Genomic DNA, 26,318 nt, shown 5'->3' with positions numbered 1-26,318 from the left:
TCCCATTGCACCGGGGGAGTTCTCGGGGGACACTGAGAAAGCCCCGACAGCTCCGGCCAGTGCCGACCCCCAGGGGAACCGTTACTAGGAGGCACAAGTGAGTCCGAAAGGCGATGCCGGCCAGCATGCCGCAGCACCGGGGAGCATCCCTTCCCAGAGTGCGCAGGGCTTGCTGTTCACGGAGGACCTGCCTGTGCTGGATGAAGACGCCGGCTACCGCGGTCCCACGGCCTGCAAGGCCGCCGGAATCACCTACCGCCAGCTGGATTACTGGGCCCGGACCGGGCTCGTTGAACCTGCCGTACGCGGTGCGGCCGGCTCCGGTACCCAGCGGCTGTACAGTTTCCGCGACATCCTGGTACTGAAAGTCGTCAAGCGCCTTTTGGACACCGGGGTATCGCTCCAACAGATCCGTACCGCGGTGGAACACCTGCGGGAGCGCGGCGTGGAGGATCTGGCGCAGATCACCCTGATGAGCGACGGCGCCAGTGTGTACGAATGCACCTCCGCAGACGAGGTCATTGACCTGGTGCAGGGCGGACAGGGTGTCTTCGGAATTGCAGTCGGCCGCGTGTGGCGAGAGGTTGAAGGCAGCCTGGCCCAGCTCCCGAGCGAACACGTCAATGACTTTCCCGGCGACGAGCTGAGCCAGCGCCGGATCGCCCGCAAAATCAGCTAGTCTCCTGCCGGCAGCGCCGGCAATAACGCTATGACGAATGCAGGAAGGCCACCCCGCGGGGTGGCCTTCCTGCATTTGTACGGTGAATCCTCAGCGGATGCTCAGATGCTGTCTTGGTTTACGCGACCGGGCGCCGCATCACGCGGTTGCGCACACTGCCCGTGTCCATGAGGTTCTTCAGCAACGCATCAAAGGTTCCGGAGGCCTGCTTGGCGGATTCGCCGGGCCAGTGGTGGACGGAATGCGCTGCACCCTGAATCTGCTGCCAGTTGGCCTGCTCGGCAATGGTGGGGCTAAGCAGCAGATCGCCGAACATCTGCTTCATTTCAGCCAACCGGAAAACATGCTCATTGGAACTGGGACGGACCCGGTTGGCAATGATCCCCGCCGGAGCGAGGTTGGGAGCGAACTCCTCCCGGAAAAGTTCAAGGGCACGCATGGTCCGCTCGGTTCCGGCAACGGAAAACAGGCCGGGTTCGGCAACCAGCAGCACCCGGTTGCTGGCGGTCCATGCCATGCGGGTCAGCCCGTTCAGGGATGGCGGGCAGTCGATGAGGACCAGCCCGTAGCCGGTGACCCGGGAGAGCAGGTTGGTCAGGCGGCGGAGATCCCGCTTGCCCAGATCCGGGCGGTCGTAGATACCCGAATAAGCCGAGCCCATGGCAACGTCCAGCACGGGGCGCTTGCCGGTGTCCTTGGCCAGGCGGCGGGCGTTCTCCACCCAGCCGCTGGGCACCACGTTGTCGCTGAACTGGACCCGGCGGGGACTGCGCAGCATCTCGCCGATGCCCAGCTGGTTTCCCGCACTGACGCCCAGGCCCGTGGTTGCATCAGCGTGCGGGTCCAGGTCCACGACCAGGGTCGGAATGCCCGCGGCCAGCGCGGCGGATGCCAGACCCAGAGTGACGGAGGTCTTGCCGACGCCGCCCTTCAGGCTGCTGATGCTCACTACTTGCACTTGTTGAACCAAAACCTAACGTGTCTAGGAATCACTGGAGGCTGCACACTCATTCTATGTGACGGACTACGGTTACCCTCGCATCAGGGATTTGCAGGGGTGGCGCTTACACTGGTGCAACAGTGTGAGCCCCGGCACGGTCCAGGCAGCGCTGTTCTCCCGGAGTTGCGCCCGCAGGCGGGCTTCGGTGCGTTCTGCCGATGGCCCGACAGCGTAGGTAGAATCCGATACAGGCGGTACTGTCCAGGTGCCCCAGCCCGCAATAGACGCAGGAGACCCATGTTCTCGAAGATATTGGTAGCCAACCGGGGCGAAATCGCCATCCGTGCCTTCCGGGCGGCCTATGAACTCGGTGCCAAGACCGTAGCCGTATTTCCGCACGAGGACCGCAACTCCATTCACCGGCAAAAGGCCGACGAGGCCTACCTGATCGGTGAAGAGGGGCATCCGGTCCGGGCGTACCTGGATGTGGACGAAATCGTCCGGGTGGCCAAGGAGTCCGGCTGCGACGCCATCTACCCCGGTTACGGCTTCCTGTCGGAAAACGCGCAGCTGGCCCGGGCCGCGGCCGACGCCGGCATCACCTTTGTGGGTCCCGCCGCCGACATCCTGGAATTGGCAGGCCATAAGGTCCATGCCCTGAACGCAGCCCGGGAAGCGGGTATCCCGGTCCTGCGCTCCACCCAGCCCAGCGCCGACGTCGAGAAGCTGCTGGGTGAGGCGGAGGACATCGGCTTCCCCATTTTCGTTAAGGCCGTCGCGGGTGGAGGCGGCCGCGGAATGCGCCGCGTGGATACCGCGGACAAACTTCCGGAGGCGCTGCAGGCCGCCATGCGCGAGGCGGAGACCGCTTTCGGTGATCCCACCGTCTTCCTGGAACAGGCGGTGCTGCGCCCCCGGCACATTGAAGTGCAGATCCTGGCGGACAACGAGGGCAACATTGTGCACCTGTTCGAGCGGGACTGCTCGCTGCAGCGCCGCCACCAGAAGGTGGTGGAAATTGCCCCGGCGCCCAACCTGGACGAGAACATCCGGCAGGCGCTTTACCGCGACGCGGTGAAGTTCGCCAAGGCACTGAAATACGTCAACGCCGGAACCGTCGAGTTCCTGGTGGACACCGTGGGTGAGCGGGCCGGCCAGCACGTCTTTATCGAGATGAATCCCCGCGTGCAGGTGGAGCACACCGTCACGGAGGAAATCACCGACGTGGACATTGTCCAGTCCCAGCTGCGGATCGCGGCGGGGGAGAGCCTGGCGGACCTGGGCCTGGCACAGGACGAGCTGCAGGTGCGCGGTGCCGCACTGCAGTGCCGGATCACCACCGAAGACCCGGCCAACGGCTTCCGTCCCGACGTTGGACGGATCACCGCGTACCGGTCAGCCGGCGGCGCCGGAGTGCGGCTCGACGGCGGCACGGTCTACGCAGGTGCCGAGATCAGTCCACACTTCGACTCCATGCTGGTGAAGCTGACCTGCCGGGGCCGGACCTACCCGATTGCCGTGAACCGTGCCCGCCGGGCGCTGGCCGAGTTCCGGATCCGCGGGGTGGCCACCAACATTTCCTTCCTCCAGGCCGTGCTGGATGATCCTGATTTTGTGGCCGGCGACGTTGCCACCTCCTTCATTGAGGAACGCCCCGAGCTGCTCAACGCGCGCGGCTCCGCGGACCGCGGCACCAAACTGCTTAATTGGCTGGCGGACGTTACCGTCAACAAGCCCTACGGCGAAGCAGCCGTCCACATCGACCCGGCAGAGAAGCTCCCGTCCCCGCTGCCGGAGGCTCGGCCGGGCTCCAGGCAGCGGCTGCAGGAGCTGGGCCCGGAGGGTTTTGCCGCGGAGCTGCGCAGGCAAACCGCGCTGGCCGTCACCGACACTACCTTCCGCGACGCACACCAGTCGCTGCTGGCAACCCGCGTGCGGACCCGTGACCTTGTCGCCGCCGCACCGGCAGTGGCAGCACTGACACCGGAGCTGCTCTCCGTGGAGGCCTGGGGCGGTGCCACGTACGACGTCGCCCTCCGCTTCCTGGGCGAGGACCCCTGGGAGCGACTGGCCGCACTGCGGCACGCACTGCCCAACGTATGCATCCAGATGCTGCTGCGCGGCCGCAATACCGTCGGTTACACCCCGTACCCCACGGAGGTTTCGGATGCCTTCGTGGAGGAGGCCGCAGCCACCGGCGTCGACATTTTCCGGATCTTCGACGCGCTCAATGACGTCTCACAGATGGAACCGGCCATCCAGGCCGTCCGCAGGACCGGAACAGCCGTGGCCGAGGTGGCGCTTTGCTACACCGCAGACATGCTCAACCCTGATGAGACGCTCTACACGCTGGACTACTACCTGGACCTGGCCCAGCGGATGGTGGACGCCGGCGCGCACATTCTGGCCATCAAGGACATGGCCGGGCTCCTCCGCCCGGCCGCTGCCGCGAAACTGGTGTCAGCCCTGCGGGAGCGTTTCGACCTGCCCGTGCACCTGCACACCCACGACACCGCCGGCGGACAGCTCGCCACCCTGCTGGCGGCGGCGGAAGCCGGCGTGGACGCCGTCGATGTTGCCAGCGCGCCGCTGGCCGGAACCACCAGCCAGCCGGCCATGTCCTCACTGGTCGCCTCGCTGACCAACACCGAACGTGACACCGGTATCAGCTTGGCGAACGTAGGGGCGCTGGAGCCCTACTGGGAGGCGGTGCGCCGGGTCTACGCACCGTTCGAGTCGGGCCTGGCCGGACCCACCGGGCGGGTCTACATGCACGAGATTCCCGGCGGGCAGCTCTCGAACCTCCGCCAGCAGGCCATCGCGCTGGGGCTTGGCGAGCGGTTTGAAGCCATCGAAGACATGTACAGCGCCGCAGACCGGATCCTGGGCCGCCTGGTGAAAGTCACGCCGTCGTCCAAGGTCGTGGGGGACCTGGCCCTGCAGCTGGTCGGTTCCAATGTCTCCCCGGAAGACTTCGAGGAGAACCCGCAGAACTACGACATCCCGGATTCGGTGATCGGCTTCCTCAGCGGTGAACTCGGCGACCCGCCGGGAGGCTGGCCCGAGCCCTTCCGGACCAAGGCGCTGCAGGGACGCGAGGTCAAGCCCCGCCGCGTTGAGCTGACGGAGGTGGACAAGGCCGGACTGCAGGCGGATTCCGCCACCCGGCAGGAAACCCTGAACCGGCTGCTCTTCGCAGGCCCGGCGAAGGAATTCGCCACGGTCCGGGAAACCTACGGCGACGTTTCCGTGCTGGAAACCCGGGACTACCTGTACGGGCTGCGCCGCGGTGAGGAGCATGTCATTGAGCTGGAGAAGGGCGTAAAGCTGATTGCGGCCCTGGACGCGGTGTCCGAACCCGATGAGAAGGGCATGCGTACGGTCATGACCACGCTCAACGGGCAGATGCGGCCCGTCTCGGTCCGGGACCGGAGCATCGAGAGCTCCAGCAAAACGGCGGAGCGTGCCGACCCGGCCGAGCCCGGGCACGTCGCTGCTCCGTTCGCCGGAGCCGTCACCGTCACGGCCAAGGAAGGCGCCGAAGTGGCCGCCGGGGAAACGGTGGCCACCATTGAGGCGATGAAGATGGAAGCCTCCATTACGGCACCTGTCGCCGGCACCGTGGAGAGGGTGGCCATCTCCACCGTGGAGCAGGTCCAGGGCGGGGACCTCCTGCTGGTGATCGCACCCAAGTGAGGTCCGCGGAAATGTAGCGGCGGGGCCGACTGCCTAGACTGGGGGAGTGACCCACTACGATCTAGCCATCATCGGTTCAGGCTCCGGCAACTCCATAATCACCCCGGATTGGGACGGCAAGCGGGTGGCCGTCATTGACGGCGGCACGTTCGGGGGAACGTGCCTGAACGTCGGATGCATCCCCACCAAGATGTTCGTATATCCCGCCCAGCTGGCGGCCGCCGCTGCCGACGGCGTCCGGCTGGGCGTGGATACGTCCATGCAGGGGGTCCGCTGGCGGGAGGTCCGGGACCGCATCTTTACCCGCATTGATGCCATCTCCGAGGGCGGCCGGCGGTACCGGGACGAGGAACTGGACAACGTCACGCTGTACAGCGAGAACGTACGCTTCACTTCGCCGCACGCCTTGGTCACCGAGTCGGGGGAGAAGATCACCGCTGACCGGATCGTTGTGGCTGCCGGTTCCCGTCCGGTACTCCCGGACACCCCGGGCATGGACCTGCCGCAGGTGCACACCTCCGACACGGTCATGCGCATTGATGACCTGCCTGCCCGGGTACTGATCATCGGCGGGGGATACATTGCGGCCGAATTCGGTTTCGTTTTCTCGGCACTGGGGTCCCGGGTCACCATGGCCGTCCGCTCGGAGGCGTTGCTGCGCTCCCTGGACGGCACCCTGTCCGAGCGCTTTACCGCAGAAGCAGCCAAGCAGTGGGACCTGCAGCTGAACACCACCGTGGATTCGCTGAAAGAAAACGCCGACGGTTCCGTACATGCCGTGCTCAGCAGTCCGGGCGGCACCCGGGAACTGGACGTGGACGTGGTGCTGGCCGCTACCGGGCGCAAACCGAATACCGACCGGCTGGACATAGCCGCGGCCGGTTTCGACGCCACGCCGGACGGACGGCTCGCGGTGGACGGGTTCGGCCGGGTGCTGGCCGGCGGAGAACCGGTGCCGGATCTTTGGGCCCTGGGCGATATAAGCAGCCCCTACCAGCTCAAGCACGTAGCCAACCATGAGGCCCGCGTGGTGGCCCACAACCTGGTGCACCCCGATGACCTGCGGGAGATGGACCACCGGTACGTCCCTGCGGCAGTTTTCAGCAGCCCGCAGATCGCCAGCGTGGGAATGACCGAAGAGCAGGCCTGCGCCGACACCGAAGCCCGGGGAGTGGAACTCGCCCTGGCGGTGCAGGAGTACGGCTCAACGGCGTACGGCTGGGCCATGGAGGACTCCACCGGCTTCGTCAAGCTCCTGGCTGAAAAGGAAACCGGCCGGCTGCTGGGCGCGCACATCATGGGTCACGAGGCCTCCATGCTGATCCAGCCGCTGGTCCAGGCCATGGAATTCGGGCTGGACGCAGCGACTATGGCCCGCGGCCAGTACTGGATCCACCCGGCCCTGACCGAAGTTGTGGAGAACGCGCTGCTCTCGCTCAAGACAAACGAAAAGCCGGGCAGGAACCGCCTTTAAGGGGTTCCTGCCCGGCCGGCAGGCAAGGATCAGACGCGCTGCCCGCTGTAGATCTCGTCAATCACTTCGGAGAAGTCGCGCAGCACCTGGGCACGCTTGATCTTCAGTGACGGGGTGAGGTGCCCGCTTGACTCGGTGAAGTCCGTGGGGACCACCCGGAACACCTTGATGGCCTCGGCCTGGGAGACCTTCTTGTTGGCCCGGTCAACCACGGCCTGGAGTTCTGCCTGCAGCTCGTCGGTCTTGGCCACCTCGGTCACCGTCATGCCGGCCGGCAGCTTGTGCCGTTCCAACCAGCCTGGCAGTGCTTCTTCATCCACCGTGATCAGCGCGGAAATAAACGGCTTGGCGTCGCCGACCACCACGCACTGGGAAACGATGGCGTCTGCACGGATTGAGTCCTCCAGCTGGGAGGGGACCACGTTCTTGCCGCCGGCGGTGACAATGATTTCCTTCTTGCGGCCCGTGATCTTCAGGAAGCCGTCCGCGTCCAGCTCGCCGATATCCCCGGTGTGGAACCAGCCGTCGGTAAAGGTTTCCGCCATCAGTTCCGGGCGCTTGTAGTAGCCCTTCATCACGCTGATGCCCTTGGCGAGGATCTCGCCGTCGTCGGCGATCTTGACGCTGTTGCCCGGCAGCGGCGCCCCCACCGTGCCGAGCTTGACCAGCTGCGGGGTGTTGGTGGTCAATGGGGCGGTGGTTTCGGTGAGGCCGTAGCCTTCGAGCACCAGCAGGCCGATCCCGTGGAAGAAGTGCCCCAGCCGCTCACCCAGGGGAGCACCGCCGGAAACGGCATACTGCACCCGTCCGCCCATGGCCTCGCGGATTTTTCCGTAGAGCAGCCGGTCGAACACAGCGTGCTTGAGCTTCAGGGACAGCGGTACCTTGCCTTCCTGCTTGGCGCGGGACCATTCCACAGCGGTGGCCACACCGGCGTGGAAGATCTTGCCCTTGCCGCCGTCTTCGGCCTTGAGCATGGAAGCGTTGAAGACCTTTTCCAGTACGCGCGGAACCACCAGGATGAACGTGGGCTTGAAGCTTTGCAGGTCCGGCAACAGGTTCTTCACATCGGGGGTATGGGCAACGGTGGCACCGGTGCCCACGCTGAGTACCGAAATAAAACGGGCAAGCACATGGGCCAGCGGAAGGAACATGATGGTCTGGGAGCCCTCACGGGCAACTTCAGGCTCGGCCAGCTCGGAGTTCTTCGTCAGGTTCACGAAGTTGGCGTGCGTGAGTTCGCAGCCCTTCGGCTTCCCGGTGGTGCCGGAGGTGTAAATGATGGTGGCGAGGTCTTCCATGGTGGCCGTAGCGCGGCGGACCTCGAGATTTTCGTCACTGACGGACGTGCCGGCGCTGCGAAGCGTATCAAGTCCGCCGCCGTCGATCTGCCACACGTTTGCCACTGCGGACAGGTCTTCGTCGGCGGCCGCCTGCCGGACAATGTTCTCGTGCCGGGCCGCTTCGACCACAATACCCACGGCACCGGAGTCGCTCAGGATCCAGGCGACTTGGGACGGGGAGGATGTCTCATAGACCGGAACCGAAACGGCTCCGGCGAACCACAGGGCAAAGTCAACCAGCGTCCATTCGTACCGGGTCCGGGACATGATGCCCACGCGGTCCCCGGCCTTTACTCCCGCGGCCACAAAGCCCTTCGCCAGGGCACGGACGTCCTTGGTGAACTCCGTGGCGCTGATGCGCTGCCATTCGCCCTGGCCGTCCCGGACAGCAAACAGCGCCGGGTTGCTCGGCTTGGCAGCCTGGTCCAGCAGCATGTTGGTGATGTTTGTCTGCGGCGGGGATTCCGCTAGGACGGGAACGCTGAATTCTCGCACGATAGCTCCTTTGATATCCGGTAGGCCCGTAGGCACTGCCAGCCTATAACGTAGATCACACTTCTGTACCCGTCGGTAACCTTGCGGATCGATAACGTTCGTGCCACCCCTCTTGCAGTTTCCCTAGAATAGGTTTCTGATGCGTTCCGTTACCCCAGCACCTGTTCCCCGTCCCGCCTCCCCGTTGCAGCGCCGTCCCGACGCGGCCGGGCCTTTCCGTACCCGCCGGCCCATGCGCCTGCCCAACCGGATGCGCCGCCGCGGACTCGCGATCGGCATTGATATCGGCGGCACAAAGGTGGCAGGCGGCCTGGTGGACGGCGACGGGCGGGTCCTCAGGCAGGCCCGCCGCCTGACTCCCGGGCATGATCCGCGCGAGGTCGAAGCGGTCATTGTGGATTTGGTGCAGGAACTCTCCGCGGACCATCATGTCTGGTCCGTTGGCATAGGCGCGGCCGGTTGGATGGACCTGGCCGGCAGCACCGTGCTGTTCAGTCCGCATCTGGCCTGGCGCAATGAGCCGCTCCGCGAAAACCTGGAACGGCTTCTGCGGCGCCGCGTGTTCCTGGTCAACGACGCCGACGGCGCGGCCTGGGCCGAGTACCGGTTCGGTGCGGGGGTGGGGGAGAGCAGGATGGTCTGCGTCACCCTGGGCACCGGGATAGGCGGCGCCATGGTGATGGACGGGCGGCTGGAGCGCGGCCGCTTTGGCGTGGCCGGCGAGTTCGGACACCAGATCATCATGCCCGGCGGCCACCGCTGCGAATGCGGCAACCGCGGCTGCTGGGAACAATATGCTTCCGGCAATGCCCTTGGCCGGGAAGCCCGTGAACTTGCGGCCGCCAACTCGCCGGTAGCCCAGGAAATCCTGCGGGCCGTGGACGGCAACATAGGGGACGTGACCGGGGCAGTGGTCACGCGGCTGGCCCTGGAAGGAGATCCGGCGTCGATCGAGCTCCTCGACGAGGTGGGGCAGTGGCTGGGCCTGGGCCTCGCCAACCTCGCAGCCGCCCTGGATCCGGGAATGTTCGTGATCGGCGGCGGCGTCAGCGATGCAGGAGACCTGATGCTGGAACCTGCACGGCGTTCGTTCGCCCGCAACCTCACCGGCCGGGGCTTCCGCCCCGCGGCCCGCATGGAGCGTGCCGCACTGGGACCAGCGGCCGGACTGATCGGCGCCGCAGACCTCTCCCGGATAGCCGCGCGCCGCTGAACCGCGGCGGTGGGGCAGATTCCGGCGGCATTGCCCGCCGCGCTCCGTCACGGGAGCGGCGGGCGCACTGCTGCGCCTAGACGGCCGCGCCGTCGTCGCCCTCATCGCGGTACTGCGGCAGGCGGAACAACAGGTAGCCGGCCGAGCCGACAAAAACGGCAACGGTGCCGAGGATGACGGCCAGCGGAGCGCTGCGCCAGAACATGGCGAACACCAGCAGGAGCAGCGGCCCGCCGACGGCGCCCAGCCAGGCAAGCACCACCGTCGGTTCGCCGAGGCCCAGCGGCGGCGGTTCCGGCGGAACAAACGCACCGTCCTGCTCGTCGGGAGCAGCGTAGTCCCGCGGCCCGCCCGCCAGCGCCTGGTTCTCGAAAAGGGCCCTGGTGCGTTCAGCCGGCGATGCCGTGCCGGGGGACGCGGGAGCCCCGGAGGCTTCCGGGCCGGGCTCCGCAGCAGGCTCCGCCGGCGGGGACGGCCGGGTATCCGGTGCGGGGCCCGCGTCGTCCATGTGTTCCAGGCGGGCCACCAGATCCTTCCAGACCTCTTCGTCGGTGGACTCGTTGTGCTCGGGTTCGCGTTCACTCATGTCCGGACCCCGGTGCTAACCCGTTGGATGAACTCGTGCGAACGGACAAAAATCAACAGCGAATCGTGGTCCATGGTTGCCACGTGGTAGCTGTTTTCCAGCGGAACCACTTCCAGCTCGGCGTTCACCAGCCTCCGGCGCAGCAGGTCCATGCTGGATTCCGGGACCACCGCATCCGTCCGCGAGCGGAAGGCCAGTACGGGGGCGGTGACGGCCGGCAGGCTGGCCGCCGTGTCCCGGAAGAGACGGCCGAGCTGCTGAACGGCTGCCACCGGGGTCCGGGCATAGGCGCCTTCGTCCTGGCCAGGCAGCCGGATGTCGTTGCCGATGGCGGGAACCGATTTGAGTACATACTTGAGCACCCCGGAATACCGGGCACGCGGGTCGCCGAAGGTGAGGCCGGGATTTACGACGGCGGCACCGGCCACCGGCTGGCGGGCCGCCAAGCGCAGGGCCAGGGCGCCGCCCATGGACAGTCCGGCAGATACAACACACCGGGTCCGGGCACGGAGGGAGAAGTACGCGTCCTCGTATTCCTCATACCAGCGCTGCCAGGGCGTCACGGCAAGTTCCTGCCAGCTTGTCCCGTGGCCCGGCAGCAGCGGCAGCTCCACGGCGTATCCCTGATGGGCGAGATGGCGTGCCCATGCCGCCATGCTCACCGGGGAACCGGTGAATCCGTGGCTCAGGAGCACGCCCACACCCGCGTTGGGACCGTGCCCCTCATAGGAGAAGGCAGCAGCGCCGGGGAGGGAAGTCATATCTCTATGGTTGCATTAGAGGGCGCTTTTTCCACCCCAAAAGGGGCAAACTATTCGTAGGCGCCGTTCGCTGAAATTAACCAGCGGGCTGGGGCGCGCATACAGTAGAGTCTGGGGAACCAAACAGGTCCCTAGCTTTGCCTTGTCCGGACGGGAGATCAAACCGCGTGTTCTATTGGGTGATGAAGACGATATTCATCGGGCCGGTGGTAAATCTTCTCTTCAGGCCCTGGGTTAAGGGAATGGACAACATCCCCGAATCCGGTCCTGCCGTCCTGGTGAGCAATCACCTGTCGTTCTCCGATTCGATTTTCCTTCCGCTGGCCGTGCCCCGGCCGGTGAGTTTCCTGGCGAAAAGTGACTACTTTAACGGCAAAGGCCTCAAGGGTAAACTCACGGCTGCTTTCTTCCGGCTTGCCAACCAGCTGCCGATGGACCGTTCCGGCGGTGCCGCCTCCGCATCCTCGCTGAAGGCAGGCGTGGACGTTCTGGAGAACGGCGGCCTGCTGGGTATTTACCCCGAGGGAACCCGCAGCCCCGACGGCCGCCTCTACCGCGGCAAGACCGGTGTGGCCAAGCTTGTGCTCTCCACCGGGGTACCGGTGATTCCGGTGGCCATGATCGGTACTGACAAAGTCCAGCCGATCGGACGCAGGATCCCCAACATCCGCCGGATCGGCATCATTGTGGGACGGCCGCTGGATTTCTCCCGCTATGCCGGGCTTGAGAACGACCGTTTTGTCCAGCGTGCAGTGACCGATGAAATCATGTACGAACTGATGCGGCTGTCCGGCCAGGAATATGTCGACGTGTACGCAAGCACCGTCAAGGAACAGCTGGCCGCCCGCAAGGGCGGAAAGGCGGCGGAAGCCCGTGGCGCGGCAGTACGGCTTGCCGCCGGCAAGGGGGCCGGGCCCGCAACCGGCGGCTCCGAACTGCCAACCGAGTCCGGGGACAAGCTGCCCGGAACCGTTACGGTAATCGGTTCGGCCAAGGGATCCCGGGATGCTGCCCGGGGGAAGCAGGGGAAGCCCGCCGCCGGTGCGCCGGAGCCCGACGACGGCACAGGCCGCGCGCGCCGTTCACACACCGCCTAGGGGCGGGCCCACGGCGGCACCGTATTGCGCTGTGTCCGGCGGAATATGACGTTCTTGTTTGTTCCCGGCAGGCAGCCAGTAGGATTTAAGCCGTGACGTACACACCCGTAGACAGCGACTCCACTCCTACAACCCTTACCGGTGCGGCAGCAACTTCGGCCAGCCACCCCGAACTGGATAACTGGCGCTCCCTCCCGATCGGCCAGCAGCCGTCCTGGCAGGATGATCCCGGGTATAAGGCCGCCATCGATGAACTGTCGATGGTTCCGCCGCTGGTGTTTGCGGGCGAAGTGGATGTCCTGCGGTCCCGTCTGGCTGAAGCCGCGCAGGGGAGGGCCTTCCTCCTGCAGGGCGGCGACTGCGCAGAGACCTTCCAGGCCGCGACCGCCGATAAGATCAGCGCCCGCGTGCGGACCCTGCTGCAGATGGCCGTGGTGCTGACCTACGGCGCCTCGGTGCCGGTGATCAAGATGGGCCGCATGGCGGGCCAGTTCGCGAAGCCGCGCTCCTCCAACGACGAGACCCGGGACGGCGTGACGCTGCCGGCCTACCGCGGTGACATGGTCAACGGTTATGAGTTCACGCCTGAGTCCCGCAGGCACGACCCGGCCCGCATGGTCCGGGCCTACCACACCTCTGCCTCCACGCTGAACCTCATCCGTGCCTTCACCCAGGGCGGGTTCGCGGACCTTCGGCTGGTGCACCACTGGAACAAGGGTTTCACCTCCAACCCGGCACACTCGCGCTACGAGTCACTTGCCCGGGAAATCGACCGTGCAGTGCGCTTTATGGAAGCATGCGGGGCCGATTTCGAAGCCCTGAAGCGGACCGAGTTCTTCGCCAGCCATGAGGCCCTGCTCCTTGACTACGAACGTGCACTGACCCGGGTGGACTCGCGGACCGGGCAGCCCTATGACACGTCAGGGCATTTCCTGTGGATCGGGGAGCGGACCCGCGACCTGAATGCCGCGCATGTGGACTTCCTGTCCCGGGTGCGCAACCCCATTGGCGTTAAGCTCGGCCCCTCAACAAGTGCCGAGGACGCCCTGGCCCTGATCGACAAGCTCGATCCGAACCGCGAGCCCGGGCGGCTGACCTTCATTACCCGGATGGGCGCGCGCAACATCCGCGAGAAGCTGCCGCAGCTGGTGGAGAAGGTCACTGCCTCCGGTGCCCAGGTCCTGTGGGTCACGGATCCCATGCACGGGAATACCGTTACATCTCCCAACGGGTACAAGACCCGCAACTTCGATGACGTGATGGATGAAGTCCGCGGCTTCTTTGAAGTCCACGACTCCCTGGGCACGTTCCCGGGCGGGATGCACGTGGAAATGACCGGCGACGACGTCGCGGAGTGCCTGGGCGGTGCCGATCCGATTGACCAGGAAGCCTTCGCGGAGGGCTATGAATCGGTGTGCGACCCCCGCCTGAACCACATGCAGTCACTGGAGATGGCGTTCCTGGTGGCCGGAGCCCTGTCCGGCAGGGGCCAGTAACTCCCCGCCGGCCGGGGAGGATTGGCTCCTCCCCGGCCGGCATACCGAAAGCCGGCTAAACCACCTTCAGGGTGATGGTGGAACCTTCCGGTGCCGTTCCGGCGCCGGGCTCCTGGTCACGGACCAGGCCGAGCAATCCGCCCAGCAGGTTTTCGACCTGCACGCTGAATCCGCGGCTTTCCAGATCTGCCTTGGCATCCTCGGCCCGGCGCCCCACATAGTTGGGTACCTCGACCATCCGGGGGCCGAGGGAAATAGTCAGGGTCACCGTTGAACCGCGTTCCAGAAGGCCCGACGCTGGTGTCTGCGACACCACGGCACCGGCAGGAACAGTGCTGCTGTTGACCTGTTCGGGCGAAACAGCGGCGGTGAGCCCCGCGGCCTCTATGGCCTTCACCGCGGCGTCCCGGCTTTGTCCCGTCACGGCGGGGACCTCAATCGGGGCCGGGCCCTTGGATACGGAGACGTTTACAGGCGTGCCCTGGCGGAGCTCCGTGTCGGGCAGCGGATCCTGGCTGATGATGTTGCCGGACGCCACGTTTTCGCTGTACTCCTCCGTGACCGTACCGAGTGCCAGGCTGGACTCGGACAGGTCTGCCTGTGCAGCCCCGAGGTTGCGCTGTACGAGGTTGGGCACGGAAAACAACTGCGGTCCCTTGGATACAAGCAATGTGACCGGCCGGAAGCGGCGGACCTCCAGCGTTGCGGCCGGATCCGTGCCCACGGCAAGCCCGGCCGCCACCACCTCGTCGTACACCTCGTTCGTGGTGTAGGACAGTCCGGCATCACCGAGCTGCGCGCCGGCCTCTTCCACGGAAACGTTGCTGACGTCGGGCACGGAAACGAGTGCTCCAGGCCCGGCGCCGAAGAACCAGCCGGCGAAGGCTGCTCCGGCCAGCAGGAGAGCTATCAGCACCCCCAGCAGGATGCCGCGGCGCCGGGATTTGCCGCTGCGCAGGGATACCTGCGCACGTCGGGCTTCCCGGTCGCTCTCGCGCAGCCGGTCGCGGTCGTGGCGCTTGTCCAACCGGCGCCTGGCGCGGGCACTGAGCCCCTCGTCGTCGTACCCGTCATCGTCTCCGTAGTCCGCGCTGTCGTCGTCCTCGTCGTCGTCTTCGTCTGCGGGCCCGTGTCCGGAGAAGCCGCCGGCCGGGAAAACGGTGGTGTCATTGTCGCTTCGGCGGATCACCTCTGTGTGGTTGCTTCCCGAAGCGGGCGGACGAAGGTCGGAGGTGTCGATGATGCTGGTGGCACCTGCTGCGGAAAGCACCTCGGTGGCACCGGGAGGCATCTTCGGGAGTGCCGGCAGGGCCTGGGTGGCGGCGCCGGGGGAGCCAACGCCGGCACCGGCGGGCGGGCAGTGGAAGTCCAGTTCCGCATCGCTCAGGGACGTACGGATATGCCGCAGTTCCCCCAGCAGCGCCCGGCCGTTGACCGGACGGTCTTCCGGGTCCCGGGCCGTGCACCAACGGACAAGTTCGTCGAGATCCTCGGCAAGTCCCGGGCAGAGGACGGAGGGTGCCGGAACGGTGGAATGGACATGTGCGAAAGCCACCTGGATGGGTACCTCGCCCGTGTACGGCTGGCGCCCGGTCAGCATCTCGTACAGCATGATGCCGGCCGAGTACACATCGCTGCGCTCGTCCGCTACGGCCCCCGTCACGAGTTCTGGTGCCAGGTAGGCAACGGTTCCCACCAGGGTTCCGGTATTGGTGCTTGTGGAGACGGCCCGGGCAAGGCCGAAGTCGGCAATCTTGATCCGGCCGTTCTCCGCCAGGAGGACGTTCTCCGGCTTGACGTCGCGGTGGACCAGGCCGGCGTCGTGCGCAGCCGCGAGTCCCTCAACTACGGCGTCCATCAGTGCCAGGGCCAGCCGCGGGGACAGGGAACCCCGCTCATCGAGCAATCCGCGAAGGGTGCGTCCCGGCACGTACTCCATGACCAGGTAGGCGAGGTCCTCGGTAATGCCCTGGTCCAGTACGCCCACAACGTGGGGGTGGGACAGCCGGGCGGCGGACTTGGCTTCGCTTTCGAAACGCCGCAGGAATCCACGGTCTGCGGCGAGGTGCGGATACAGCACTTTCAGCGCGACGTCGCGGTCCAGCCGGCGGTCGGTGGCGAGGTAGACGGAGGACATGCCTCCGCGCGCAATCAGGGACCGGACGTAGTAGCGCTCGTCTACCAGCGTCTCAACGAGGGAGTCTTTCAGGGGCTCTTGCACTCTTCGATCCTAATGGGGGTAGGCGAAAGGGTCCGGATCGACACCCGATCCGGACCCTTCGCTGCGCTTCAGGCCTTGCGTTTTGCCTACAGGAAGGAGGACCTGTGTGCGAGCACGGAGTTCACGTACCCCTGCGTGTCGGCGAACATGCCGTAGGTGTTCACCGAGTACTGGCCCTGGTAGTAGGACGCGATGGCGGTCTCCAGGCTGTCACTGCTGCGGACCAGCGCGCTGATGATGGCCACGCCCGCCGTGGCGTTGTCATAGGGGTCCAACAGGTTCAGCTGGCGTCCCACCAGCTGGGAAGCCCATTCTCCCGAGGACGGGATGACCTGCATGGTGCCGATGGCGTTGGCGGGGGATACTGCCCGCTGGTCGAAGCCGGACTCCTGCAGGGCGAAGGCCTGCGCCAGGGCCGGGTCGACGCCCATCTGGGCTGCGGTATCGGCAACAATCTGCTGCATCTGGGCGCGGCTGGGAACCGGCAGGGAGTTCAGCGTCTGCTTGTTCAGGTTGGCGCCGGCAACAGTGTGTTCCGGGTAGGTGTAGTGCAGGAAGGTGCTGGGCACCAGGTCCGTGGGTGCCGCGGTAACCGGGGCCGAGGACGCGATGCTGATGGTGCTGCCGCTGACGGCGATCTTCTGGCCCGGGTGGATCACCGACGTCGTGGTGAGGCCGTTGGCTGCCAGGACCGTGGTCAGGCTGACTCCGTGCCGGGCGGCGATGCCGCTCAGCGTGTCGCCGGAGACCACGGTGTAGGTGGACGCTCCCGCGTCAGCGGGCGCGACGGCGACGTCGGCCGGCGTGGCGGACGGGGCGGCCGGTGCGGATCCGTCAACGCGGATGGACTGGCCGGGGTAGATCACCGAGGTGAGGGTCAGTCCGTTGGCAGAGAGGACACTGGAGAGGCTGACGCCGTGGCGGGCTGCAATGCCGCTGAGCGTATCCCCGGAGACCACGGTGTAGGTGCCGGCGGAGGCAGCCGGAGCTTCGGGGGAAGCGGGGGCGGCGGGGGCAGCAGCACCGGTCAGCCGGAGTTCCTCGCCCGCAAAGATGAGGGACGTGGACTGCAGGTTGTTCACGCGCAGGAGTTCGGTCACGGAGAGACCGTACTGGGCAGCGATGGAGGTCACGGTGTCGCCGCGGACAATGCGGTGCGTGGCGGGGACGGAGGACTCGGCCGGCAGGGTAGCCGGAACCTGGGTGGCCAGCTGTGAGGCGGCAACTCCGGTTGATGCACCGGTGTTCAGGTTCTTAATGGCCTGGAGCGGCATCTGGGGGAACAGCGTGTTCTGCGGGGCGGTGGGCGCAGCAGCGGCCGGCTCGGCAAGGGCCAGGGCGGACATCATCACTGCCGGAATGGCGGCCGTTGTCACCGCGACACTCAGTTTGCGCGGCATTCCGGTACCAGCGGGACGTGCGCTTTGCGTTCCCGTTGTTGACGATGCGTTCATATGGTGCTGTTTCCTCATCTGTGATGGCCGCGGCCTTTACCGCAATCCTTGGGACTAAAAACAAGTGGTAGGGCTCGAAAGCTGTTATTTCTGTTACTACTGTTGCATTTGTTACTGATGTGACTTCTGGTACTCCTGTGAATTTACACCAAGGGCGGTGCCGCACAATACCTGAGTAGTCCCATTTGTGTTTCAGTTAGGCCACTAAAGCCCGAGTGGCCCGGGGTGCCCGGGTCGTGGCACCCTTGAAGGGTGAATGAACTTCAGGAACTGGTTTCCGACTGGCTGACCCTGCCCGACGTGGCTGAACAACTCGACCTCCCCATTAACAAGGTGCACAGCCTGCTGGAGGAGCGCGCCCTCGTGGCCGTCCGCCTGGGGGAACGGAAGATCCGCAGTGTCCCGGCTGCCTTTATCGCTGACGGCGCCGTGCTGGACAGCCTCAAGGGCACTATCTCGGTGCTGAACGATGCGGGCTTCCATGATGACGAAATGATCCGCTGGCTGTTCACCGCTGATGACACCCTGCCGGGACGTCCCGTCGACGCGCTCCGGGAAGGACGCAAGACTGAAATCCGGCGACGGGCGCAGGCCCTGGCCTGGTAGTGGTCCGCTTCCGCCGGTAACCGCCGGTAACCGCAGGAAAATAGCTGGACAAAATCTGGACAACACAGCTGGACAACACAGCTGGACAACACAAAGCCGCCCCGTCGCTGACGGGGCGGCTTTGTGTCTTGGGATGCTCCCTTGCCTGTGTTGGCTGTGCTGCCTGGTTGTCGGCTAGGCGCTGCGCCGGACGGCTGCATGCGCCAATGCATCCAGCGCCGCCCGTGACACTTCGTCCAGGGACAGATCCCCGAGGGCGGAGAAGGCAGTTTCCGTGTGCCGGGAGATGAGCTCTTCGGTGGCAGCCAGTGCACCCGTCTCCTGGATGATTCCGCGCAGGACGGCAACGCCGTCGTCGTCCAGCTCCGGATCCCCGAGCCTGGCAGTGATCTCCCTGCGCGCGTGCTCACCGCCGGCGAGTGCATAGGCAATCAGGACCGTACGCTTACCCTCCCGCAAATCGTCACCGGCAGGCTTGCCCGTGGTCTGCGGATCCCCGAAGACCCCCAGCACATCGTCACGCAGTTGGAAGGCCTCGCCCAGCGGCAGGGCAAAACGCGAATAGCCGGACAACAGGTCAGGTTCCGCTCCGGCAAGCGCGCCGCCCAGGGTCAGGGGATGTTCCGTGGTGTATTTGGCTGCCTTGTAGCGCAGGATATTCCGGGCCCGGACTACCGCGTGCTCAGGTTCGTGGCTCGGGCCGACAACCTCTTCAAGGATGTCCAGGTACTGGCCGGCCATCACCTCCGTGCGCATCCGGTTGAAGATCCTCCGGGCCGTCGTGCCGTGTGCAGCGCGCTGCCCGACGGCGGTGAACATCTCCTCGCTGAGGGAAAGGCACAGGTCGCCGGCAAGGATGCCGGCCGAGGCACCGAAGTGGGATCCGTCCAGATGCCAGTTGGAATCTGCGTGCGCGATGGAGAAGGTCCGGTGGACGCTGGGTCCGCCTCGCCGCGTGTCCGAGCGGTCAATGATGTCGTCATGGATCAGTGCTGCGCTCTGGAACAGTTCCAGGGCTACCCCGGCCCGGACCGCATCGGGCGCCAGGGCGGCGCCGCCCGCTCCACGCCAGCCCCAATAGGCCAGCAGGGCACGGAGCCGTTTTCCGCCGCGGGCGAGGTTTCGGACCGCGTCCAGCAGCGGGAGGGCTTCTGCGGACACTTCCGCGAGGACCGAATGCTGGACAGCCAGGAAGTCTTCCAGTTCCGCGCCCAGCAGGGCCCTGTACCCGGCCTGCTCATGTTCGGCCGCTTCTGCCGGGAGCGGGGCGGGGGAACCGTGGACCCCGTTGGCCGAAGCGGGACCTGATCCGGTTGCCGCGGCGGGGGAACCCGGTTCCGGAGCAGTGCCGGGAGCCACGGGCTAGCCCTCCGCTTCGACGAGGAGAGTGGAGCCTACGGTGACGGTGGAGGAATCTGCGTCCTTGGCAGTGACCGTGATATTAACGGTTTCCGGTTCCCCTGCACCTATCCGCAGGAAGTCCCGGGACGTGGGAGTGCCCGGTTCTGCGGGTGAGGCAGCGAACCCCTGGGCCGTCAGGGCTGCTTCGTAGTAAGCGATGACCTCGGCCACCGGCACGGCAGTGGAGGCGACCAGTACGGAGGTAATGGTTTTCCCCGAGCGGTCCACGGTGCTGGAGAGGATCTCGGCTCCGTCCATAACCGGGATCCGGTCGGTCGGGAAACCGTCCGCCAGCGCCACCGGCGTCTTCGTGGGAGAAGCGGAGGGAGCAGGAGCGGCGGCCGTGGAGGAGCTGGATTCAGGGTCCGCAGCAGCGCCGTCTCCGGCGGTGCAACCGGACACAGCCAGGGCCAGGGCCGCGATGGTCAGTGCAGGGAGGGACTTGTTCATCGGTTTCCGCATCGGTGGGGGTCAGGGTCCTGCACCCAAGTCTAGGCGACCGGACCGCCCGGGCAGGAAAGGAGTTATGGGGGTGGCGGTGGCTACGATGAGTTGGTGAGCAATGGCCCCGAGAACGGCAGCGGCAACCGCGACTGCACCATCATGCACGTGGACATGGACGCCTTCTATGTCTCCGTCGAATTGCTGCAGCACCCGGAGCTGGTGGGCAAGCCGGTGATTGTTGGAGGATTGGGGGGCCGGTCCGTTGTGCTGTCGGCTTCCTATGAGGCCCGCCGCTACGGCGTGCACTCAGCCATGCCTATGGCGGTGGCCAGGCGCCAGTGTCCGCAGGCGGTGGTGCTTGAACCGCACCAAGAGGTCTACCGGTCCTATTCCAAGCAGCTGATGGCAATCTTCGAATCCATCACGCCCCTGGTGGAGCCGCTCAGCGTGGACGAGGCCTTCCTGGATATCTCCGGTTCCATGCGCAGGCTCGGCCCGCCACGCGTCATAGGCGAACTGATCCGTAAAAGGGTGGCGGCCGAGCTGGGGATGACCGCCAGCGTAGGCATTGCCGCAACCAAGTTCGTGGCCAAGATCGCCTCCACCCGCTGCAAGCCCAACGGACTGCTGCTGGTGCCCAAGGACCGAACAGTGGACTTCCTCCACACCCTGGAGGTATCCGCACTGTGGGGGGTGGGCGCCAAGACCCGCGAGGTGCTGGCCCGGGTGGGCATAGCCACCGTCGCCGACGTCGCCAATACTCCGCCGAGCGTACTCCGGCGGCTGCTAGGTGCCACGGGGGAGCATGTGTTCGAACTGTCCTGGGGGCGGGACGCGCGCGCAGTGACACCGGTACGCCGGGAAAAGAGCATCGGGGCCGAAGAAACCTTCGCGGCCGATGTCAGCGACGATGACGTGCTGCATACCGAACTGCTGCGCCTGGCACACAAAAGCGCTGTGCGCCTGCGCGCCGCAGGCCTGCAGTGCAGGGCGGTTTCCCTCAAACTGCGCTACACCGACTTCACGACATTAACCCGCACCCGCACCCTCACCGAACCTTTGGACAGTGCCCAGATGATCTACGAGGCAGCCAAGGGCCTGCTAACGGCCCTGGGGCGGCGGCCCCAAAGCGTGCGCCTCATTGGCCTGCGGGCGGAACAGCTGGAGCCGGCGCAGGGTGCCGCCATGCAGCTCACCTTGGACGGGCGGGAAGACAGTTGGCGTTCGGCGGAGGATGCCCTGGACCGGATCAACCGGCGCTTTGGCGAACTCGGTGTGGTGCCGGCCCGGTTGATCGCACCCTCAGCCCGCAAGACACCGCCGGAGAGCACGGAATGAGGCACCGGAACGGCTCCGGCGGCCTACCCGCCGGAATACGTACACGGGCCGCTTTCATGCGGACCCGTTGACACCTATCCTTGGACTAAGTGCAAAGCAGCAGCGGCCTGCGCGGGAACATTCGGCGTAACGGGTTCGTTGGTTGGTTTACAGGGGCACAAACCGGACGGCAAGGAGGCAGCAATGGCACTCTCGGAACACGAGCAGCGCTTGCTGGATCAACTGGAGCAGCAACTACACGCCGAAGATCCGAAATTCGCGAACTCGATGGCAACGTCCGCCGGCCGCGGCATTTCCACCAGGCGCATTGTCCTCGGGTCACTCATGGCCGTGGTGGGGTTGGCGATACTGCTCCTTGGCATCACCGAAGCCGGCATAGTGGTCGGCGTCCTTGGATTCCTGGTTATGGGTGCGGGGGTCTACTACGCCACTACGCGCGGCCGCAAGAATGCGCCCAAACCTGCGGACGGCCGCAAGGAACGCGAATCAAGTGCCCAGCGCGGATTCATGAACAATCTGGAAAACAAATGGGACGAACGCAAGCGTGACCAACCCTAACCTTCCCCGGTGCCCGCTCCCGGTCCCGGCAGTGTCCACCTGAAACCACCCCAGGCACAGGCTTGGCATAAAGGATCCGCTTAGGCGGGTCCTTTTTTGTGTCCCCTGCGGGCCAGGCGGGCGGTCCAGTCCCTCCACTTTGCACCACCGCCTGCATCCCGCGGGAATTCGCGGAATTTGGAATACGGCGCGCCCGGAATCAGATGCCCCGCATCGTTGACTGTGGAGGGAAGTGGAGTAAAGTGGGGGACATAAGAGGGTAGGGGCGGTACTCGAGGGGTTTTCCCCTAATCGGACAGGGTGGTGAGTGATGTTCCTGGGAACACATTCACCGCGTTTGGACGAGAAGGGGAGGCTGATCCTGCCGGCCAAGTTCCGCGAGGAACTGGCTGACGGCCTCGTCCTGACCAGGGGTCAGGAGCGCTGCATCTACGTCTTCAGCCAGAAGGAATTCGAACGGGTCCACGACCAGATGCGGGAAGCTCCACTTTCCTCCCGCCAGGCGCGCGACTACATTCGGGTCTTTTTGTCCGGAGCCTCTGACGAAGTACCAGACAAGCAGGGCCGGGTCACCATCCCGCCGGCCCTGAGGTCGTATGCAGGCCTCGGACGCGAACTCGCCGTAATCGGCGCAGGAACGCGGGCCGAGATCTGGGATGCGGCTGCCTGGCAGAAGTACCTGGAAGAGCAGGAGACCGCTTTCTCGGAAACGGACGAGGACGCGATTCCCGGCATCTTCTAGGTGCACCACCCGCAAAGACAATCCCGCAGGCAGTTGTTTCTTGTATGAGATCTCCAGCCGCCCCACCGCGAGCCATCCTGGCTTCCCTTCCCCGGAGCCAGGCGGCCGGCAGCGGTGAGGCGCGGATGGGGGCCTGATCCAAGAACCAGCAGCTGTTGCCGGTACCACTCACTACGTACGGAAGGAAGCCTCAGATGAGCGAAGAGCGCCCCACCGAGGAACGGCATGTTCCGGTGCTGCGCGACCGCTGCATCAATCTCCTGGCTCCCTCGATTGAACGCGCAGTCGCAGAACGCGGCCGCGCCGTCGTCGTGGATGCAACCCTGGGAATGGGCGGACACAGCGAAGCCATGCTGCAGCGGTTCCCGGAACTGCACCTGATCGGCATTGACCGTGACCAGCAGGCCCTGGCGCTGGCCGGAAAGCGGCTCGAACCCTTCAACGACCGGATCGACCTGGTTCACGCCGTGTATGACGAGATTGCCGACGTCGTCACGGACCTGGGCTTCGACGGCATCGACGGCGCACTCTTCGACCTCGGGGTCTCCTCCCTCCAGCTGGACGAGAGGGACCGCGGCTTCGCGTATTCATACGACGCGCCGCTGGACATGCGGATGGATACCACCCGCGGACAGACCGCCGCCGACGTCGTCAACACCTACAGCGAAACCGAACTGGTCACCCTCATCCGCAAGTGGGGCGAGGAGAAGTTCGCCGGCCGCATTGCATCGGCCATCGTTGCGGCCCGCGCCGTCCAGCCCTTCTCCACCACCGGCGAGCTGGTGGAAACCATCCGCAAGGTGGTTCCCGCTGCTGCGGCCCGCACCGGCGGACACCCCGCCAAGCGCACCTTCCAGGCCCTGCGGATCGAAGTGAATGAGGAACTGGACGTGCTGGAGCGCGCCATCCCGGCATCACTGTCGGTGCTGAACCTGGGCGGCCGGGTTGTGGTGCTCTCCTACCACTCGCTTGAAGACAAGATCGTCAAGGGTGTCTTCGCCGCGGGAGCCCGGTCTTCCGCCCCCAAGGGTTTCCCCGTTGAGCTTGAGCAGCACAAGGCCCAGCTCACACGGCTGACGAAGGGCACCGAAGTGCCCACCGACGAAGAAATAGCAGAGAACCCCCGCGCGGCATCGGCCAAGCTCCGGGCAGTAGAACGAATCCGCAAACCCATGGATGGGGCCAGGAAATAATGAGTGAACGTCGGCCATCGGCCCGAATCGGCTCCGGCCGCGCAGCGCAGTCGGTTGTGGGCAACACCGCCCGTGCCCTCGACTGGGACACAGCCACAGCCGCTCCCGCGCCCAAGAGGCGCACTCCGCTGTCGCTGGTCCCCGCGGCCGCCCGCAGGAAGCGCACTCCGTTCGCTGTCGTATGCTTCGCGGCACTGGTGCTGGGACTGGCGTCCGTGCTGCTCCTGAACATCTCCGTTTCCAGCGGCCAGTACGAGCTTGTACAGCTGCAGAGCCAGCAGGCGGAACTCGCCCAGCGCAACGAGGCCCTGACACAGGAAATCGAAAACCACCAGGCGCCCCAGGTCCTGGCAGCGGCCGCAGGGGAGCTGGGCATGGTGTCCTCACCCACCTTCGGCACCATCGACCTGATGACCTTGGGCGTTACGGGCAGCCCCGAAGCCGCCAAGGAAGCAGACCCGGCCAAGGCACTGATCGGTGCTCCCAGTGTCCTGACACAACCGGTGGCACCCGCGCCTTCCGTGGTTCCGGAGGAATCCCGGGATACTGTGAGGGCGACCGAGGAGCAGGAGGAAACCGCTCCCCGGGAACAGGACACGGCTCCCGCCGCGCCCACGGTTGTACCCCAAGCGCCCGAGACGGTACCGGAAGCTGAGCTGAACGGTGGAACCATTCCGGTTCCGGGCCAGCGAAGCGGAAACTGATCCAGGCCGGCAGGCATCGAACTTAGGCATAAACAAGGACACGTTGTGGCACAAACTTCCGGCCCGGACAACCACAGGGTGGCCATCGTAGCCAAGCGGCTGCGTGTCGGGCTGGTCCTGGCACTGGCACTGCTGGCACTGCTGGGGCTCCGCCTGTTCTGGGTCCAGGCGGTGGACCCGGACGGCATGGCGCAGGCCGCCGTCGACAAGCGGCTGGTGACCGTACCTGTCCCGGCCCTGCGCGGCAGCATCCTGGATGCCAAGGGCAACTACCTGGCCCGCAGTGTGGAGCGCTTCGACATAGTTGTGGACCAGCGCCTCTCCCAGGACATCGAGGAGAAGTACAAGCGCCGCGACGCCGAAGGCACCCTGCAGGAAGTCACCTTCGACCAGGCCTTCACGGAACTTTCGGCCGTACTGGGCCAAGACCCGGAGACCCTGCGTTCTGCTGTGCTGGGGGAGAAGGGCTTCAACTTCGTCGCCAAGACCGTGACCCCTGAAATCAAGGAGAAGGTCCTGGCCGTCAAGTTCCCGGGGATCTACGCGGACCGCACCACGCTGAGGACCTACCCCTCCGGAGCGGTGGGCGGTTCCATTGTCGGTTTCCTCGGCACGGAAGGTGCCCAGGAAGGCCTGGAGCTTACCCAGGACGGCATCCTGGCCGGTGCTGCCGGCAGCAAGACGTACGAAATCGGCGGTGACGGCATCCGCATCCCGTACGCCACCAACACTGACGAACCGGTCCGGGACGGGCAGTCCATCAAGCTCAGCATCGACCAGGACCTGCAGTGGTTCGCCCAGCAGACCATTGCCGCGCAGGTGGAGGAATACCACGCCGAGTGGGGCAACATCGTCGCCATGGAGGTGGAGACGGGCAGGGTTGTTGCACTGGCCGAATCCACCACTGCCGACCCGAACGATCCCGGCGCAACACCGGCGGAATCGCGCAAGGCACGCTCCGTCACGGACTCCTTCGAACCCGGTTCCACCACCAAGGTGATCACCATGGCCGCCGGCATCGAAGAGGGGATCATCACCCCGCAGTCGCAGTTCGAACTTGAGCCCACCTACACCGTCGACGGCCAGACGTTCAAGGACGCCTCGCCCCACGGAGTGCTCCACATGACGGCCTCGGGAATCCTGGCCAAGTCGCTGAACACCGGGACCGTGAAGATCGGCCAGCAGTTGACTCCCCAGGAACGGTACGACTGGCTGACGAAGTTCGGAGTCGGCCAGCCCCTGAACGTGGGCCTGAACGGAGAGACCGCAGGCCTGCTGGCCGACCCGGAGGGCTGGGACAACCGGCAGCAGTACACCGTGCTCTTCGGCCAGGGCCTGACCCAGACCGCGCTGCACACCGCCAGCGTCTACCAGACCATCGCCAACGACGGCGTCCGGCTGAAGCCGAGCATCATTGACTCAGTGATCGACGAGGACGGCACGGAGCATCCGGTGGAGAAGGACAAGGGAACCCGGGTGGTGTCCAAAGAGACGGCCACGCAGGTACAGCACATGCTGGAGACGGTCACCACGGATGGTTCCGGCGCCACCGGCGCGCTGAAGCAGTACCGCGTGGGTTCCAAGACCGGTACCGCGGAGGCTCCCGGCGCCAACGGCGGTTACGACGGTTCCACACTCTCCTATGCTGGTATTGCACCCATGGACGACCCCAAGTACGTGGTTGTGGTGACCCTCCAGCGGCCCCAGGGCGACCTCTACTACATCGTTCCCGGCCAGTCCTTCCAAAAGGTCATGGAACAAGCCCTGGTCAGCAACAACGTGCCGCCGTCCAAGGGCGAGCCGGAGACCTACCCCATTGAGTACTAATTCCTGGAGCAACGAAGTGCCAACAAGTGAAGATCAGCAGCCCGGTTCTG

Annotated in this window: 21 protein-coding genes; 13 read left to right on the top strand and 8 right to left on the bottom strand. The window is 65.7% G+C overall.

The annotated features are described in order from the left end of the window. Nucleotides 1-97: 97 nt before the first annotated feature. The gene (locus LOC57_RS10640) at nt 98-679 is read left to right on the top strand and encodes a MerR family transcriptional regulator (RefSeq protein WP_283996607.1); all 582 of its coding nucleotides are present in this window, start codon (nt 98-100) and stop codon (nt 677-679) included. A gap of 118 nt (nt 680-797) precedes the next feature. Here LOC57_RS10640 and LOC57_RS10635 read toward each other — a convergent pair whose 3' ends face one another. Then, nucleotides 798-1,637, bottom strand: coding sequence for a ParA family protein (locus tag LOC57_RS10635; RefSeq protein WP_227910823.1), 840 nt, complete (start codon nt 1,635-1,637; stop codon nt 798-800). Nucleotides 1,638-1,916: 279 nt separating this feature from the next. Here LOC57_RS10635 and LOC57_RS10630 point away from each other — a divergent pair, with 279 nt between their 5' ends. Both LOC57_RS10630 and LOC57_RS10625 read left to right on the top strand, forming a co-directional pair. After that, nucleotides 1,917-5,315, top strand: coding sequence for a pyruvate carboxylase (locus LOC57_RS10630; protein WP_229959621.1), 3,399 nt, complete (start codon nt 1,917-1,919; stop codon nt 5,313-5,315). Between the two features lie 46 nt (nt 5,316-5,361). Then, nucleotides 5,362-6,789 (top strand): mycothione reductase, encoded by a 1,428-nt coding sequence (locus LOC57_RS10625; RefSeq protein WP_229959619.1) that lies wholly within the window; start codon nt 5,362-5,364, stop codon nt 6,787-6,789. A 29-nt stretch (nt 6,790-6,818) separates the two neighbouring features. Here the strand turns inward: LOC57_RS10625 and LOC57_RS10620 are convergent, their stop codons facing one another. After that, nucleotides 6,819-8,627, bottom strand: a complete 1,809-nt coding sequence (locus tag LOC57_RS10620) for an AMP-dependent synthetase/ligase (protein WP_229959617.1) — start codon at nt 8,625-8,627, stop codon at nt 6,819-6,821. A gap of 139 nt (nt 8,628-8,766) precedes the next feature. On the opposite strand from LOC57_RS10620, the gene LOC57_RS10615 reads away from it, so the two are divergent. After that, nucleotides 8,767-9,840 carry an ROK family glucokinase gene (locus tag LOC57_RS10615; protein WP_442860717.1) on the top strand — a complete coding sequence of 358 codons (1,074 nt, stop codon included), beginning with the start codon at nt 8,767-8,769 and terminating at the stop codon, nt 9,838-9,840. Between the two features lie 76 nt (nt 9,841-9,916). Here the strand turns inward: LOC57_RS10615 and LOC57_RS10610 are convergent, their stop codons facing one another. Next, nucleotides 9,917-10,426, bottom strand: coding sequence for a hypothetical protein (locus tag LOC57_RS10610; RefSeq protein ID WP_227910827.1), 510 nt, complete (start codon nt 10,424-10,426; stop codon nt 9,917-9,919). Beyond that, nucleotides 10,423-11,187 carry an alpha/beta hydrolase gene (locus tag LOC57_RS10605; protein ID WP_227910828.1) on the bottom strand — a complete coding sequence of 255 codons (765 nt, stop codon included), beginning with the start codon at nt 11,185-11,187 and terminating at the stop codon, nt 10,423-10,425. The genes LOC57_RS10610 and LOC57_RS10605 overlap by 4 nt, the downstream gene beginning before the upstream one ends. Before the next feature lie 167 nt (nt 11,188-11,354). Between LOC57_RS10605 and LOC57_RS10600 the strand changes: the two genes are divergently transcribed. Beyond that, nucleotides 11,355-12,284 carry a lysophospholipid acyltransferase family protein gene (locus tag LOC57_RS10600; protein ID WP_229959615.1) on the top strand — a complete coding sequence of 310 codons (930 nt, stop codon included), beginning with the start codon at nt 11,355-11,357 and terminating at the stop codon, nt 12,282-12,284. A gap of 92 nt (nt 12,285-12,376) precedes the next feature. Beyond that, complete coding sequence (locus tag LOC57_RS10595) at nt 12,377-13,780, top strand: class II 3-deoxy-7-phosphoheptulonate synthase (protein ID WP_229959613.1); 1,404 nt, start codon at nt 12,377-12,379, stop codon at nt 13,778-13,780. Between the two features lie 55 nt (nt 13,781-13,835). Here the strand turns inward: LOC57_RS10595 and LOC57_RS10590 are convergent, their stop codons facing one another. Together LOC57_RS10590 and LOC57_RS10585 are read right to left on the bottom strand one after the other, a co-directional pair. Further along, complete coding sequence (locus LOC57_RS10590) at nt 13,836-16,001, bottom strand: Stk1 family PASTA domain-containing Ser/Thr kinase (protein ID WP_229959611.1); 2,166 nt, start codon at nt 15,999-16,001, stop codon at nt 13,836-13,838. 86 nt (nt 16,002-16,087) lie between these two features. Continuing rightward, nucleotides 16,088-17,401: a lytic transglycosylase domain-containing protein gene (locus LOC57_RS10585; RefSeq protein ID WP_227910832.1), complete on the bottom strand. Its 1,314-nt coding sequence runs from the start codon at nt 17,399-17,401 to the stop codon at nt 16,088-16,090. Nucleotides 17,402-17,707: 306 nt separating this feature from the next. Between LOC57_RS10585 and LOC57_RS10580 the strand changes: the two genes are divergently transcribed. Beyond that, nucleotides 17,708-18,061 carry an Rv2175c family DNA-binding protein gene (locus LOC57_RS10580; protein ID WP_227910833.1) on the top strand — a complete coding sequence of 118 codons (354 nt, stop codon included), beginning with the start codon at nt 17,708-17,710 and terminating at the stop codon, nt 18,059-18,061. Between the two features lie 174 nt (nt 18,062-18,235). On the opposite strand, the gene LOC57_RS10575 is transcribed toward LOC57_RS10580, so the two are convergent. Beyond that, nucleotides 18,236-19,279 (bottom strand): polyprenyl synthetase family protein, encoded by a 1,044-nt coding sequence (locus tag LOC57_RS10575; protein ID WP_227910858.1) that lies wholly within the window; start codon nt 19,277-19,279, stop codon nt 18,236-18,238. 144 nt (nt 19,280-19,423) lie between these two features. Beyond that, the gene (locus LOC57_RS10570) at nt 19,424-19,912 is read right to left on the bottom strand and encodes a hypothetical protein (RefSeq protein ID WP_229959609.1); all 489 of its coding nucleotides are present in this window, start codon (nt 19,910-19,912) and stop codon (nt 19,424-19,426) included. Nucleotides 19,913-20,017: 105 nt separating this feature from the next. Between LOC57_RS10570 and dinB the strand changes: the two genes are divergently transcribed. The 6 genes from dinB to LOC57_RS10540 all read left to right on the top strand — a co-directional run bounded on the left by dinB (nt 20,018) and on the right by LOC57_RS10540 (nt 26,268). Next, a complete protein-coding gene (gene dinB, locus LOC57_RS10565; protein ID WP_331460656.1) occupies nt 20,018-21,244 on the top strand; it encodes a DNA polymerase IV in 1,227 nt (408 codons plus the stop codon). A 183-nt stretch (nt 21,245-21,427) separates the two neighbouring features. After that, a complete protein-coding gene (locus LOC57_RS10560) occupies nt 21,428-21,802 on the top strand; it encodes a DUF3040 domain-containing protein (protein WP_227910835.1) in 375 nt (124 codons plus the stop codon). A 310-nt stretch (nt 21,803-22,112) separates the two neighbouring features. Further along, nucleotides 22,113-22,544, top strand: a complete 432-nt coding sequence (gene mraZ, locus LOC57_RS10555) for a division/cell wall cluster transcriptional repressor MraZ (protein ID WP_227910836.1) — start codon at nt 22,113-22,115, stop codon at nt 22,542-22,544. A gap of 194 nt (nt 22,545-22,738) precedes the next feature. Next, on the top strand, nt 22,739-23,737 hold the full coding sequence (gene rsmH / locus LOC57_RS10550; protein WP_227910837.1) for a 16S rRNA (cytosine(1402)-N(4))-methyltransferase RsmH: 999 nt from the start codon (nt 22,739-22,741) through the stop codon (nt 23,735-23,737). Further along, nucleotides 23,737-24,441 carry a hypothetical protein gene (locus tag LOC57_RS10545; RefSeq protein WP_227910838.1) on the top strand — a complete coding sequence of 235 codons (705 nt, stop codon included), beginning with the start codon at nt 23,737-23,739 and terminating at the stop codon, nt 24,439-24,441. The genes rsmH and LOC57_RS10545 overlap by 1 nt, the downstream gene beginning before the upstream one ends. A gap of 45 nt (nt 24,442-24,486) precedes the next feature. After that, entirely contained in the window at nt 24,487-26,268 is a 1,782-nt protein-coding gene (locus tag LOC57_RS10540; RefSeq protein WP_229959607.1) for a peptidoglycan D,D-transpeptidase FtsI family protein, read from the top strand. Nucleotides 26,269-26,318: the final 50 nt, after the last annotated feature.

Origin of the sequence: Arthrobacter sp. zg-Y750 (genome assembly GCF_020907365.1) — a bacterium.
GTDB lineage: Bacteria > Actinomycetota > Actinomycetes > Actinomycetales > Micrococcaceae > Arthrobacter_B.
Note: the sequence above shows the minus strand (reverse complement) of the source record. Positions and strands in the feature narration are given on the sequence as shown.